The following is a 14,359-nucleotide window of genomic DNA, read 5'->3' as shown; positions in this document are numbered from 1 at the left end:
TTTAATTCCAAGGCGGTAGCGTCGTAAACCAACCTTCAAGAGGTAACTGGTGCTGAGGTGCAACTGTCCCACCCCAAATGTTCGTACTACTACTAGTGGCAGTGTGGATTTCTTGATGCAGTGCTCTGGTTTCAACCGGAACTAAATTCCGTGAGTCAACGATCCCTTCTGGAAAACTCGACTTTCCAAAATTCCAATGATGAACCTCGGCAATTTGGTATCCTGACGATCGTGCAGCTGGAATAAAGCGGCTATTGACTGCGCCAAAAGCTTCTTCCAACATTTTCTGATCAGGAACTTCCCCTTTCTTCAAAGATTCTAGATAACGAATATATCCGTTCGACCTGCTCGAATTGGCCGCAGATCGCATTGCATCGGTCCAATGAGCAAGCAGGACCGGATCCTCGGCGATCGTGCTCTTCCCGAAACTTGCTGGACTTAACCCTCCGCCCGCAATTGGTGCGGTGTTTATCCCTTTGCACTCACATATTTTCGACAACCCAAGCGGATCGGTCCATCCGCTAGGATTCGGCGCATATTGATATGAATTAGTTCCGCCCACCAGTCCGATCGGATCAAGCGAAACATACCGCCCACAGTCCGCATCATAGTAGCGGAAGCGGTTGTAGTTCAAGCCAGTTTCGCTGTCGTGATACTGCCCCAGAAAACGGATCGGCTGGAAGTCTGCAACGTCATTCGCCGCCTCAGCCTCAACAGCGGCCAGACTGTGGCGCTTCGGCGCGGCCTGGACGACACGGAGCACGTTCCCCCAAGCCTTGTACTCGGTCGCCCAGACGATCTCGCCTTGCTGATCGGTCACCTCATTCGGCGTGCCAAGGTGGTCGGTGTGGATGTGATGGACTTCGCTGCTGCGTCCGCTGCCGTCATCATCGGCAACGGAATCGAGCTGTGCCAGCGGCACGAACGAGCCCGGTTCATACACATAGGTGCGCTCCCACTTCCCGCGCGCCTCGCACAGCAAGCGGTTCCCGTCCCACACAAACCGTGTCATGCCAAACCCGTCGCGCTTGGCGATCCTGCGCCCGAACGGATCGTAAGCGTACTTGACGGTCTGCACCGTCGGATTCGGTTCCTGGGCATTGCGGGTCACCACCGACTTGACCAGTTGATGCGCCGCATTCCATTCCAGCTTCAGGCGCGTGTGCTTGCCAGTCAGCTTCTCGGTCAGATTGCCGTGCGCATCGTAGTCGTAGCGCTTGTCCTCGAACACGCGCACCCGGTTGCCTTCCACCCGGCCGGCACTGGCCACCGTCTCATCGAGCAGATTATGCGCCGGGTCGAACGCGAAACGCTCCGCCAAGTCCGGCTGTACGGCACTCATGATGCGGCCGATCACGTCGTAGCTGTAGGTCTTGCGTCCGTTGCGCTTGTCGTCGATCGCCAGGAGATTCCCCCCCTCGTCGTACTCATAGCGCCGCGCGATCATCGGCTCGGCGCTTGCGCCAACGCCCAGGTGCCCCGCAACCTGCGCCAATAACCGTCCCACCGGGTCATATTGAAACTGGCTGGTCAGCGCACCCTGCGTGCGGCTGGTGGCCCGGTGCAGCCTGTCGCGCTCGATATCGGTAATGACTTCGCCGTCGATGTTGATCTGGTGCAGGTGCCCCGAACCGTAGAACAGATTGTTCAGCACGCGGCCGTCAGGCAAGACCGTCTTGATCCGGTTGCCCAGCTCGTCGTACTCGTGCCGCAGCTCGCTGGTGAAATCGCGGGCCTTGGTCTGCTCGCCCACCAACTGGCCCAGCACATCGTAGTGCAGGCTCACTTCGGCGTCGGCATTGGTGGCCTGGGTCATCCGTCCGACGGCATCGTAGGTATAGCGCAGACGCAGTTGCTCTGCCTGTGCTTCACCTTTCGTGCGCGAGATGAGCTTTTCGATCAACTGGCCGGCGCTGTCGCGGCTGAAGTGCGTGTCGATGCGCGTGAACGCATTGCGCTCGCCGCTGCCGAGTTCTTCCTTGGCTGCGATCAGGCCGCTGTCGTCGTAGCGGTAACGCGTCAGGCGCGCGTCGAAGCCGGTCTCTTCGACCAAGCGGTCCAGTGTGTCGTAAATGAAACGGTGCGCGTCGCCGTTTTCGTTGATCAACGCGGCCACGCGGCGGGCATCGTCGTAGCGGTATTCCATGACGCCGCCACGCGCATCGATGCGCTTGAGCGGCTGGCCATCGGTGTCGAGCACGTAGCTGGTGCGGTTGCCAAGCGGGTCGATGTGCGCGATGAGCCGTCCAAGCGGATCGTATTCGTAGCGCTCGCCGCCATCGGGTTTTTCAGTGCCCAAAGGCCGGCCGGCGGCGTCGTAGCTGTAGACGGTGCTGTTGCCGCTGGCGTCGGTGGCGCGCAGCAGCCGGCCCTTGTCGTCGTAGCTGAAGTGGGTCGTGTTGTTCGAGCAGTCCGTATAGCTGATCAACTGGGCGGCGCGGTTGTAGGCCAGTTTCTTGACGCCACCGGCCGCATCCGTCACCTTGACCGGCAAGCCATTCGCATCGTACTGATAGGAGGTGCGCTGGCCCAGCGCGTCGGTGACGCTGGCCAGGTTGCCCGATTCGTCGTAGCGCAGGGCGGTGGTGGCTCCGAGCGCATCGGTGATCAGGGCCGGCTTGTCGAAACGGCTGTCGTAGACGATGCCGGTACCGCTGCCGCCGCTTTCGATGCGGGTCACGCGGCTGCGCTGGTCGTAGCGGTAGCTGACGCTGCGCCCGCCCGGGTCCGTGATGGCGAGCAGATTGCCGTTGCTGTCGAAACGGCGCGTGGTCACGCCGCCCGCCGCGTCCACCATGCCGATCAGGCGTTGCTTTGCGTCGAAGCGGAACCGCTCTTCGCGCCCCAGGTTGTCGGTGACGATGCTTTCCTGCTCCAGGTAGCGGAAGTCCCACGAACGACCGTCGTTGAGCCAGTTGCGCGTGACCCTGCCGCCGGCGGCATACTCGTCGTATTCGTAGCGCGACACCAGTCCGCCGGGCTGGCTGTGTTCGACCATCACGTGGTTGCGATAGGCGAACTGGCGCGTCACGTCGCCCTTGCCGTTGCTGACCTTGGCCAGGTTGCCGCTGGCATCGTAGTCGTACGCGACCAGCAGTTCAGTGTCAGCGTCGGTCTCGGTCTCGGGCTCGGCCGGCTGCATGGCAATGCTGCGCAAGCGCGGGAAGCCGCGGTGGTCTTCGAACGCCAGCAGGTAGCTGCGCCCGGCGCTGTCCTCGACCCGCTCGGGCAATTGGCGCTGGTTGTACGCGATGCTGATCCGGTTGCCGTTGGCGTCCATCTGGCCGACCAGCCGCGCGATGTTGCTGCTCGTGGCCGACAGGGCGAACAGGTCGCGCTCGCCCTTGTCGTCGACCAGCTCGAAACTGCGCTCGTGCGTGCGCACCAGGGTGATTTTTTCGGATGGCGAATACAGCGATTCGCCGACACCTGGCAAGGAGAAAGTGATCTCGCGTGCGAAAGGGTCGAGCACGACGACACTGTCGACATTGATTTCCAGCGCAATCGATAGCGGCGTGCTCCAGCCGGAGCCCAGCCAGCCGGCTTGCCGTTGCGCCGAGCTGTAGGTGCGCTGCCAGACCAGCGGCAGGGCCGCCGGCAGGGCAAAGTCCAGGTCGATAGCGGCGGCGAGGATCTTGTTGCCGGTAATAGGATTGACGGGAGCTGCTTTAAGCACGCAGAGCTCGCACGGTCCTTTGGCCTCGCCTTCCTTCACGGGCTCGTTCTGCTTTGGCTTGGCGGCCTCCGGCTTTGCCGGCGCCGCTTTTTCCGCGACGGGTGCCTTGGCCGGCCCCTCGGCCGCTGCCCGGACTTTCAGCTTCAAGGCTGGATGGTTTAAAACGATCTGCTCGTTTTTTTGCAGCCAGGCGGCAAAACCCACGCCTAATTTGCTGTTGCCGATTTTTTCAAGCACCTTGGACGTCAGCTTACCCGCGTACACTGCCGCGACCGCGGCCAGCATGCCGATAATGAGGATGAACTTGCCTTGGGCAAAAGACTCGGCCGCTGCATGGATCAGTTCAATTCGTTTGGTACGCTGGTCCTCCGGCAGCATGCCGGCACGGATAGCCAAAGCGAAGCCCTGGGCGATGGGTATAAAGAGCATCTTCACAACGGGCCAGAAAGCTTTTGCCAGGTCGGCCAGGCCCATCAGCGCCATGATGGCGCTGCCAATTTGAAAGCCAATCTCCGCGCCGACGACCATGCCCGGCGCCGCGCCAACGCCGGCGGCCAGGGCGCCAAGGGCGCCGCCCACGGTAGCGCCCAAGACCGCTCCGCCGCCGAGGTACTTGGCAGTTTCCTTGGCGACCTCCAGAAGTACGAATTGGACCGCCCTCAGGTCGAGCCCTTGGACGGTGGAGGTCAGGCGCTGGACTACAAGACGGTTCGACTCGTGCAGCGCATCATTGACCGCAAGAAAAAGGCGCCCCTTCGGAAAATGCTGCGCCACGTCAAAGGATGTGACCGGGAATCGAGCTCACGGCAACGCGGTCACGACGAATCTGACATTCAGCGGAAGCCGACATGATAGCCGAAGTCAAGTTCCACTCAAAACGACATTGGACTAAATTTTAGCGAGCATAGGTGATGGTGATATTCCATGGACTGTCAATAGGAAAATACCAAGTAGCTTCATATGAATTTACAGCCGCTACACAATCTCCCACGATATTTACCTGATAAAAAGGATTGGAATTCGCAAAAAATGCAGCCCACAATAACCCGTGTGTATTCGTGACAGCCACAAACCCTTCATTGCCCATTTCTCCTTCACCACAAGACGCAAGTGCATCCGTTCCAGCAATCGACTCACCTTGTCCATAGGGAGTTATGCTAATTGTGTCATCCGTAAGTTCCAGCAGATTGTCTATTGTCGATTCCTCTCCGATTTTTAATTCATGTCTTATCTCATGGTCAATAAAATAATTATTCTGATTGATTGAAATCAATCTCCCATCACCCATAATAATTCCGACAAACTCGGGCAGCAACGATTTCTGCCAGAGCTGCTGAATAAAGGGATGGCAAATTTCATCATTGACATTTATTTTTTGCATTTGCAGGGTGACGGTAGGGTTGTTGGGTCTATAGGTTGATTAGGACTGCCATGAGGTGGAAGTTGCACTTTCGGCAAATGTGGAAAATCTTTAGGTTTCGAGAAAAGACGTTTGTCCAACGATTGTTGCCAAGTGATAGTGGTACCAGGTTTGATAGCTTCCAAATTAACTTCAAAGACTGGAATTTTTTCCAGCCCGGCAATTTGAGCCGCCATCAGTCTTCGATTGTCGAACGACACTAACTGCCCGTTAACCTCCGCTACCATTAATGCACTTGATTGAGGGTGTGTGACAGGAAATCTATTCCAGTCCCAATTGCCAGCCTTCATTACTTCCGCGTGACTAAGGCTTTCATTTAATGCATAGTATTGAGAAAAATTTACGTTTTTTGGGTCAACCCATTTGACGCCACTTAAACCAAGGGGATCCACCCAATTGGATGGATTGGCTGCGTATTGATACCCGTTGTCCCCCCCCAGAAGGCCAATCGGATCGTTTGTAATAAACCTTCCGATGTCTGGATCGTAGTAGCGGAATCTATTGTAATGTAATCCGGTTTCGATATCATAATACTGACCTTGAAACCGGATTGATTGCCTAAAGGCTTCATCGCCGTAAGCCTGTACTTCAAGTGAGGAAGAATTGTGGTGCGCACGGGAGAGAGCGGGAGCTTTCAACACGTTGCCCCATACTTGGTATTGTGCGCCCCACTTTACTTCACCTTCTTGGTCGGTCACCTCATTCGGCGTGCCGAGATGATCGGTGTGGATATGGTGGACTTCGCTGCGGCGTTGATTGTCGCCATCATCGGCCACCGAATCGAGCTGTGCCAGCGGCACGAACGAGTCTGGCTCGTACACATAGGTGCGCTCCCACTTCCCGCGCGCCTCGCACAGCAAGCGGTTCCCGTCCCACACAAAACGCGTCATGCCAAACCCGTCGCGCTTGGCGATCCTGCGCCCGAACGGATCGTAAGCGTACTTGACGGTCTGCACCGTCGGATTCGGTTCCTTGGCATTGCGCGTCACCACCGACTTGACCAGCTGATGCGCCGCATTCCACTCCAGCTTCAGGCGCGTGTGCTTGCCGGTCAGTTTCTCGGTCAGATTGCCATGGGCATCGTAGTCGTAGCGCTTGTCCTCGAACACGCGCACCCGGTTGCCTTCCACCCGGCCGGCACTCGCAACCGTTTCATCGAGCAGATTGTGCGCCGGGTCGAACGCGAAGCGCTCCGCCAGGTCCGGCTGCACGGCACTCATGATGCGGCCGATCACGTCGTAGCTGTAGGTCTTGCGTCCGTTGCGCTTGTCGTCGATCGCCAGCAGGTTGCCGCTCTCGTCGTACTCATAGCGCCGCGCGATCACCGGCTCGGCGCTTGCGCCAACGCCCAGGTGCCCCGCAACCTGCGCCAGCAGCCGTCCCACCGGGTCATATTGAAACTGGCTGGTCAGCGCACCCTGCGTGCGGCTGGTGGCCCGGTGCAGCCTGTCGCGCTCGATATCGGTAATGACTTCGCCGTCGATGTTGATCTGGTGCAGGTGCCCCGAACCGTAGAACAGATTGTTCAGCACGCGGCCGTCAGGCAAGACCGTCTTGATCCGGTTGCCCAGCTCGTCGTACTCGTGCCGCAGCTCGCTGGTGAAATCGCGGGCCTTGGTCTGCTCGCCCACCAACTGGCCCAGCACATCGTAGTGCAGGCTCACTTCGGCGTCGGCATTGATGGCCTGGGTCATCCGGCCGATGGCGTCGTAGGCATAGCGCAGGCGCAGTTGTTCCCCCTGGGCCTCGCCCTTGGTGCGGGAGATCAGCTTTTCGACCAACTGGCCGGCGCTGTCGCGGCTGAAGTGCGTGTCGATGCGCGTGTACTCGCTGCGCTCGCCGCTGCCGAGTTCTTCCTTGGCTGCGATCAGGCCGCTGTCGTCGTAGCGGTAGCGCGTCAGGCGCGCGTCGAAGCCGGTTTCTTCGACCAGGCGGTCCAGCGTGTCGTAGACGAAACGGTGCGCATCGCCATTTTCGTTAATCAGCGCGGCCACGCGGCGGGCATCGTCGTAGCGGTATTCCATCACGCCGCCACGCGCATCGATGCGCTTGAGCGGCTGGCCATCGGTGTCGAGCACGTAGCTGGTGCGGTTGCCGAGCGGGTCGATGTGCGCGATGAGCCGTCCAAGCCGATCGTATTCGTAGCGCTCGCCGCCATCGGGCTTTTCAGTGCCCAAAGGCCGGCCGGCGGCGTCGTAGCTGTAGACGGTGCTGTTGCCGCTGGCGTCGGTGGCGCGCAGCAGCCGGCCCTTGTCGTCGTAGCTGAAGTGGGTCGTGTTGTTCGAGCAGTCCGTATAGCTGATCAACTGGGCGGCGCGGTTGTAGGCCAGTTTCTTGACGCCACCGGCCGCATCCGTCACCTTGACCGGCAAGCCATTCGCATCGTACTGATAGGAGGTGCGCTGGCCCAGCGCGTCGGTGACGCTGGCCAGGTTGCCCGATTCGTCGTAGCGCAGGGCGGTGGTGGCTCCGAGCGCATCGGTGATCAGGGCCGGCTTGTCGAAACGGCTGTCGTAGACGATGCCGGTACCGCTGCCGCCGCTTTCGATGCGGGTCACGCGGCTGCGCTGGTCGTAGCGGTAGCTGACGCTGCGCCCGCCCGGGTCCGTGATGGCGAGCAGATTGCCGTTGCTGTCGAAACGGCGCGTGGTCACGCCGCCCGCCGCGTCCACCATGCCGATCAGGCGTTGCTTTGCGTCGAAGCGGAACCGCTCTTCGCGCCCCAGGTTGTCGGTGACGATGCTTTCCTGCTCCAGGTAGCGGAAGTCCCACGAACGACCGTCGTTGAGCCAGTTGCGCGTGACCCTGCCGCCGGCGGCATACTCGTCGTATTCGTAGCGCGACACCAGTCCGCCGGGCTGGCTGTGTTCGACCATCACGTGGTTGCGATAGGCGAACTGGCGCGTCACGTCGCCCTTGCCGTTGCTGACCTTGGCCAGGTTGCCGCTGGCATCGTAGTCGTACGCGACCAGCAGTTCAGTGTCAGCGTCGGTCTCGGTCTCGGGCTCGGCCGGCTGCATGGCAATGCTGCGCAAGCGCGGGAAGCCGCGGTGGTCTTCGAACGCCAGCAGGTAGCTGCGCCCGGCGCTGTCCTCGACCCGCTCGGGCAATTGGCGCTGGTTGTACGCGATGCTGATCCGGTTGCCGTTGGCGTCCATCTGGCCGACCAGCCGCGCGATGTTGCTGCTCGTGGCCGACAGGGCGAACAGGTCGCGCTCGCCCTTGTCGTCGACCAGCTCGAAACTGCGCTCGTGCGTGCGCACCAGGGTGATTTTTTCGGATGGCGAATACAGCGATTCGCCGACACCTGGCAAGGAGAAAGTGATCTCGCGTGCGAAAGGGTCGAGCACGACGACACTGTCGACATTGATTTCCAGCGCAATCGATAGCGGCGTGCTCCAGCCGGAGCCCAGCCAGCCGGCTTGCCGTTGCGCCGAGCTGTAGGTGCGCTGCCAGACCAGCGGCAGGGCCGCCGGCAGGGCAAAGTCCAGGTCGATAGCGGCGGCGAGGATCTTGTTGCCGGTAATAGGATTGACGGGAGCTGCTTTAAGCACGCAGAGCTCGCACGGTCCTTTGGCCTCGCCTTCCTTCACGGGCTCGTTCTGCTTTGGCTTGGCGGCCTCCGGCTTTGCCGGCGCCGCTTTTTCCGCGACGGGTGCCTTGGCCGGCCCCTCGGCCGCTGCCCGGACTTTCAGCTTCAAGGCTGGATGGTTCAAAACGATCCGCTCGTTCTTTTGCAGCCAGGCGGCAAAGCCTACCCCTAATTTGCTGCTGCCGATTTTTTCGAGCACCTTGGCCGTGAGCTTGCCCGCGTACACCGCCGCGACCGCGGCCAGCATGCCGATAATGAGGATGAACTTGCCTTGGGCAAAAGACTCGGCCGCTGCATGGATCAGTTCAATTCGTTTGGTACGCTGGTCCTCCGGCAGCATGCCGGCACGGATAGCCAAAGCGAAGCCCTGGGCGATGGGTATAAAGAGCATCTTCACAACGGGCCAGAAAGCTTCTGCCAGGTCGGCCAGGCCCATCAGCGCCATGATGGCGCTGCCAATTTGAAAGCCAATCTCCGCGCCGACGACCATGCCCGGCGCCGCGCCAACGCCGGCGGCCAGGGCGCCAAGGGCGCCGCCCACGGTCGCGCCCAAGACTGCTCCGCCGCCGAGGTACTTGGCAGTTTCCTTGGCCACTTCCAGAAGGACGGCTTGGACTGCCCTCAAGTCGAGCCCCTGAACGGTCGATGTCAGGCGCTGGAGTACAAGACGGTTCGACTCGTTCAGCGCATCATTGACTGCAAGAAAAAGGCGTCCCTCCGGAAAATGCTGCGCCACGTCCCTCAGGCTGGGTAAAGGATGCGACCGGGAAAACTGTTGCAGGTGCTTTTGGACATCGCTGACTGCCTTCGCACCACCCGTCAGGCAAGTCCGTTCCAAATCGTGCAAAGCCTTGCTCATGTGCGTGAAATCGTTGGCGAAGTCAAAAGTGCTCATGCAGCGGATCTTTCTTTTGGGTAAGGAAATTCAGAATGTTTGATATTTATAATGCAATTTTTCCTGCGTTCAGAATTTTAAACGATATTTCGCGGCAAGCTCAAAAATTGAGCAAATAGGAATAACGGACTTGGGCGCGGCGGCCCGCAATGTCGGCTTCAGGGCTGCTGGCCGGTCGCCCCTTGTGCTGGTCCGTCTGGTAGCGCGGCAGGCCTGTCGGCCCGTGCCGGGGTGGCCGGCGCCGGCGGGGTGGCCGCCATGCGCGGCACCCGGCGCGCCGTCTCGATGCCCTCGTTGAACAGCACCTGAAACGGATTGCCCAGGTAAGGCAGCACCATCACGATCACCAGCATGCCCACCCCCAGGGTGATCGGAAAACCAATCCCGAAAATGTTCAGCTGCGGCGCGGCGCGCGTCAGGATTCCCAGCGCCACCTGGGTAATGAGCAGGGCGGCGACGACCGGCAGCGACAAATGCAGCCCGGCGCTGAAAATCAGGCCGCCCCATTTGGCCAATTCCCATTCCGCGGACGAGGACATCGGCGTCGCCGAAATCGGCATGCTGATAAAGCTCTCGGCCAGCGCTTCGAGCAGCACCAGGTGCGCATTCGCGGCCAGGAACGCCATGGTCGCGATCAGTGCCAGGAACTGGCTCACGGCCGAGGACCGTCCCTTGGTGAGCGGATCGAAAAAGCTGGCGAAGCCCAGGCCCATGGTCAGGCTGCTGATTTCGCCGGCCATCTCGATGGCGGCAAACACCAGACGGATGGCAAAGCCCATTGCCACCCCGATCAGCAATTCCTGCATGAGAATGAGCAGCCCCGCCATCGATAGCGGATCGGCCGCCGGAATGGCCGGAATCGCGGGCGCGATGATGCTCGCCAGCAGCACACCCAGCCCGATTTTCACCGGCACCGGCACGCTGGCGTTGCCGAACAGGGGAGCGGACGTGATCAGGCCGAGGATGCGGGACAGCGGCCACAGCAGGCCGGCGATCCACGCGTTCATCTCGGCGCTGGTCAGGGTGAGCATGCGGCGGCTGGGAAGGGCGGGCGCGGAACGCTTAAGCGACCAGGCCGGGAATGCCGGTAAACACCTGGCGCATGTAGTCGAGCATGACCGCGAGCATCCACGGCCCGGCCACGATCAGGGCGACGAAAATGCCGATCAGCTTGGGGATGAAGGACAAGGTCGCTTCATTGATCTGGGTGGCGGCCTGGAAGATGCTGACGATCAGGCCGATGATCAGCGCCACCAGCAGCATGGGCGCGGCCACCATCAGGGTCACTTCCATGGCCGTGCGGCCCATTGTCATCACGCTCTCGGGAGTCATGGCGGGCCCTTTCTAATAAAAGCTTTGCGCGAGCGAGCCGAGCAGCAACTGCCAGCCATCGACCAGCACGAACAGCATCAGCTTGAACGGCAGCGAAATGACGGCCGGCGACATCATCATCATCCCCATCGACATCAGCACCGACGCCACTACCATATCGATGATGAGAAACGGAATGAAGATGGCGAAGCCGATCTGGAACGCGGTTTTCAATTCGCTGGTCACAAAAGCGGGAATCAGGATGCGCAGCGGAATGTCTTCCGGCCCCTGCAGAGCGGCCGAGCGCGAAATGCGCACGAACATGGCCAGGTCGGCCTGGCGCGTCTGGCGGATCATGAAGGTTTTCAGGGGCGCCACCGCCTTGTCCATGGCTTCGCCCATCTGGATCTTGTTTTCCTGCAGCGGCTGGTAGGAGTCCACATAAATCTTGTCGAATACGGGGCCCATCACGAACAGGGTCAGGAACAGCGCCAGCCCGACCATGACTTGGTTGGGCGGGGCCGACTGGGTGCCGATCGCCTGGCGCAGCAAGGACAGCACGATGATGATGCGGGTAAAACTGGTCATCATCAGCAGCACCGCCGGCAGGAACGACAGCGCCGTCATCAGGAGCAGGGTCTGGACCGGCAGCGAGTACGCCGTGCCGCCGCCCGGGGCAGGTGCGGTGGTGAAGGTCGGGATGCCCGGCGCGGCCAGCGCCAGCGCCGGCAGGCCGATGGCCGCTACCAGCGCCAGCAGCGGCAGCCGGCGGCGCGTGCGGTTCACGGGTGGCAGGGAAGGCGGCTTAAGGTCCATTGCGTTTGTCGATGGTCTGTTTCAGCCATTCGGCAAAGCTGCCCGATGCCGGGCCGTGGGCCAGCAGCGCGGGGCCGCCGGGCGGCGCATCGCGCCTGGGCATGGTGGCCAGCGCGTTGACCCGGCCGGGCGAGGCGCCCACCACGATCCACTGGTCGCCCACCTCGACCACGATGATGCGTTCGCGTCCGCCCAGGCTGAGCGCGCCGACGGTACGTATCTGGGCCGCGCCGGCGGCGCTCTGGGGACCGTAGCGTTTCATGAACCAGACCATGCCGCCGAGCAGGGCCAGCACCAGGGTCAGGGCGAAAATCGTTTGCAGCAGGTTGCCGGCCGAGGGCCCCGTCATGGGACCGGGCGCCGCCTGCGCGGCGGCAGGGGCGGGCAGGGTGGCGGCGGGAGCGGCTTGCACACTGCCGGCCTGAGCTGCGGCGGCGGCAGGCGCGGAGGCAAGCGCAACCGGCGCGGCAGGAACCGAAGCGGCAGGAACCGAAGCGGCAGGAACCGAAGCGGCAGGAACCGGAGCGGCATGAACCGGAGCGGCATGAACCGGAGCGGCAGGAACCGAAGCGGCCGCCGGATCGGCGGCCAGGGCCGGCGCCAGACTGCACGCCAGCGCCACGGCGGCAAGCAGGCGGGCCGTCATTTATTCAGTTTTCGAATCCGTTCGGACGGCGTGATGATGTCCGTCAGGCGAATACCGAATTTATCATTCACCACCACCACCTCGCCCTGGGCGATCAGGCAGCCGTTGACCAGCACGTCCATCGGCTCGCCCGCCAGTCCGTCGAGCTCGACCACCGAACCCTGGGCCAGTTGCAGCAGGTTCTTGATGGCGATCTTGGTCCGTCCCAGCTCGACCGTGAGCTGGACCGGAATATCGAGGATGAAGTCGATATCGTTCGGCGTGTCCGGCTTGGTGCCCTTGTTCGAAAAATCCTTGAACACGGCCGCGCTGGCGGCCTGGCTTTGCAGCGCGTCGGCTTCCGCCTTGGCCTGCTCGGCGATGGCCGCGCCCCAGTCGTCATCCATTGCATCATCTTCCAGATTGTCGGCCATATGGCTCTCCTAAATTATTTGGTGTCCGCATTGGCGAGCAGTTTCTCGACCTTGAGTGCGTATTGCCCGTTGAGCACGCCGTAAGTACAATCCATCACCGGCACGCCGTCGACGGTGGCCTGGATCTGTTCGGGCACGTTGAGGGCGACGATATCGCCCACCTTGAAATTGAGAATCTCGTCGAAGGACGCGCGCGCGGTGCCCAGCACGGCGACCAGTTCGACTTCGGCGATCTGGATCTGCTGGGTCATCAGGCGGATCCAGCGCTTGTCCACTTCCAGCGCCTCGCCCTGCAGGCTGGAGGTGAGGGTGTCGCGGATCGGCTCGATCATCGAATACGGCATGCAGATGTGGATCTGGCCGCTCACCGAGCCGAGCTCGATGGTGAAGGTGGACGACACCACCACTTCGTTCGGGGTGGCGATGTTGGCGAACTGGGTATTCATCTCGGAACGGATGTACTCGAACTCGACCGGATACACCGGTTCCCACGATTTCGCATACGAATCGAACACGATATCGAGGATGCGCAAGATGATGCGCTGCTCGGTCTGGGTAAAATCGCGCCCCTCGACCCGGGTATGGAAGCGCCCGTCGCCGCCGAACAGATTGTCCACCAGCAAAAACACCAGGCCAGGATCGAACACGATCAGGGCCGTGCCGCGCAGCGGCTTCATGTGCACGAGGTTGAGGTTGGTCGGCACCACCAGATTGCGGATGAATTCGCTGTATTTGGAGACCCGCACCGAGCCGACCGACACCTCGGCGCTGCGCCGGATGTAGTTGAACAGGCCGACCCGCAACAGGCGCGCGAAACGCTCATTGATGATTTCGAGCGTCGGCATGCGGCCGCGCACGATCCGTTCCTGGGTCGCCAGGTTGTAGGTGCGCACGCCCGTGTTGTCTTCGGGCGCGGACGCTTCATCCTGGTCGCCGTTGACGCCCTTGAGCAGGGCATCGACTTCTTCCTGCGAGAGAAAATTATCGGCCATGGCGCGTTATTGGGGCTGGATGATGAACTGGGTGAACATGACTTCGTTGACTTCCTGCGGCTCGTCGTTCTCGCCGAACGGCTTCTTGAGCGCCTCGAGAATTTCCTCGGCCAGCTTGTTCTTGCCTTCCACCGTCTTCACGTCCGACGCTTTCTTGGCCGACAGCAGCAGCAGCACGCGGCTGCGTACCTTGGGCATGTGGGCCTTGATCAGGTCGGCCTGCTCCGGGCCCATGACTTCGAGCGTGATGGTGGTCTGCAGCATGCTCTCTTCTCCGCCGTCCGGTTGCAGATTGACGGTAAATACTTCCAGCGGGGCGAACACGGGTGCCGCGTGCGCCTTGGCCTTTTTCTTTTTCTTGGACGGCTTGGCCGATTCCTCGGTATCGTCGCCGCCCTTGCTGTGCATGAAGAACCAGCCCGCGCCGCCGCCGCCCAGCGCAAGCACGGCCACGGCCGCACCGATCATGGCCTTTTTCTTCGACGGCGGCTTGACGGTCGCATCAGGGGGGGCTGCAGCTTTCATGTTTGCTTTCGCTTTCAAGGTACCTCAAGACGGCGTCGGTGGATCATGCCTGCATTATGTCATTATCGCGAAG

10 protein-coding genes are annotated in these 14,359 nt (G+C 61.2%); all 10 read right to left on the bottom strand.

From position 1 onward, the window contains the following. Position 1: 1 nt before the first annotated feature. The 10 genes from IV454_RS00795 to fliL all read right to left on the bottom strand — a co-directional run bounded on the left by IV454_RS00795 (position 2) and on the right by fliL (position 14,286). Complete coding sequence (locus tag IV454_RS00795; protein WP_370663765.1) at positions 2–4,450, bottom strand: DUF6861 domain-containing protein; 4,449 nt, start codon at positions 4,448–4,450, stop codon at positions 2–4. Positions 4,451–4,571: 121 nt separating this feature from the next. Then, the gene (locus tag IV454_RS00785) at positions 4,572–5,057 is read right to left on the bottom strand and encodes a hypothetical protein (RefSeq protein ID WP_206089768.1); all 486 of its coding nucleotides are present in this window, start codon (positions 5,055–5,057) and stop codon (positions 4,572–4,574) included. After that, positions 5,045–9,583: a DUF6861 domain-containing protein gene (locus IV454_RS00780; RefSeq protein ID WP_206089767.1), complete on the bottom strand. Its 4,539-nt coding sequence runs from the start codon at positions 9,581–9,583 to the stop codon at positions 5,045–5,047. The genes IV454_RS00785 and IV454_RS00780 overlap by 13 nt, the downstream gene beginning before the upstream one ends. 158 nt (positions 9,584–9,741) lie before the next feature. Further along, entirely contained in the window at positions 9,742–10,614 is an 873-nt protein-coding gene (gene fliR, locus IV454_RS00775; protein WP_206089766.1) for a flagellar biosynthetic protein FliR, read from the bottom strand. A gap of 31 nt (positions 10,615–10,645) precedes the next feature. Continuing rightward, entirely contained in the window at positions 10,646–10,915 is a 270-nt protein-coding gene (fliQ, locus tag IV454_RS00770) for a flagellar biosynthesis protein FliQ (RefSeq protein WP_206089765.1), read from the bottom strand. Between the two features lie 12 nt (positions 10,916–10,927). Further along, positions 10,928–11,710: a flagellar type III secretion system pore protein FliP gene (gene fliP, locus IV454_RS00765; protein ID WP_206089764.1), complete on the bottom strand. Its 783-nt coding sequence runs from the start codon at positions 11,708–11,710 to the stop codon at positions 10,928–10,930. Beyond that, positions 11,700–12,356, bottom strand: coding sequence for a flagellar biosynthetic protein FliO (fliO, locus tag IV454_RS00760; protein ID WP_206089763.1), 657 nt, complete (start codon positions 12,354–12,356; stop codon positions 11,700–11,702). Before fliO ends, fliP begins: the two co-directional genes overlap by 11 nt. Beyond that, positions 12,353–12,769, bottom strand: coding sequence for a flagellar motor switch protein FliN (gene fliN, locus IV454_RS00755; protein ID WP_054264145.1), 417 nt, complete (start codon positions 12,767–12,769; stop codon positions 12,353–12,355). Before fliN ends, fliO begins: the two co-directional genes overlap by 4 nt. A 14-nt stretch (positions 12,770–12,783) precedes the next feature. Next, positions 12,784–13,761, bottom strand: coding sequence for a flagellar motor switch protein FliM (gene fliM, locus IV454_RS00750; RefSeq protein WP_054264144.1), 978 nt, complete (start codon positions 13,759–13,761; stop codon positions 12,784–12,786). A gap of 6 nt (positions 13,762–13,767) precedes the next feature. Then, positions 13,768–14,286, bottom strand: coding sequence for a flagellar basal body-associated protein FliL (gene fliL, locus IV454_RS00745; protein ID WP_206089762.1), 519 nt, complete (start codon positions 14,284–14,286; stop codon positions 13,768–13,770). Between the last annotated feature and the right edge of the window lie 73 nt (positions 14,287–14,359).

This window comes from Massilia antarctica, from assembly GCF_015689335.1.
GTDB classification, from domain to species: domain Bacteria; phylum Pseudomonadota; class Gammaproteobacteria; order Burkholderiales; family Burkholderiaceae_D; genus Telluria_A; species Telluria_A antarctica.
This window is presented reverse-complemented; position numbering and strand designations above follow the sequence as displayed.

Coding starts and splice junctions, on each gene's coding strand:
- IV454_RS00785 (WP_206089768.1), bottom strand. CDS start 5,057: ATGCAAAAAATAAATGTCAATGATGAAATTTGCCATCCCTTTATTCAG.
- IV454_RS00780 (WP_206089767.1), bottom strand. CDS start 9,583: ATGAGCACTTTTGACTTCGCCAACGATTTCACGCACATGAGCAAGGCT.
- fliR (WP_206089766.1), bottom strand. CDS start 10,614: ATGCTCACCCTGACCAGCGCCGAGATGAACGCGTGGATCGCCGGCCTG.
- fliQ (WP_206089765.1), bottom strand. CDS start 10,915: ATGACTCCCGAGAGCGTGATGACAATGGGCCGCACGGCCATGGAAGTG.
- fliP (WP_206089764.1), bottom strand. CDS start 11,710: ATGGACCTTAAGCCGCCTTCCCTGCCACCCGTGAACCGCACGCGCCGC.
- fliO (WP_206089763.1), bottom strand. CDS start 12,356: ATGACGGCCCGCCTGCTTGCCGCCGTGGCGCTGGCGTGCAGTCTGGCG.
- fliN (WP_054264145.1), bottom strand. CDS start 12,769: ATGGCCGACAATCTGGAAGATGATGCAATGGATGACGACTGGGGCGCG.
- fliM (WP_054264144.1), bottom strand. CDS start 13,761: ATGGCCGATAATTTTCTCTCGCAGGAAGAAGTCGATGCCCTGCTCAAG.
- fliL (WP_206089762.1), bottom strand. CDS start 14,286: ATGAAAGCTGCAGCCCCCCCTGATGCGACCGTCAAGCCGCCGTCGAAG.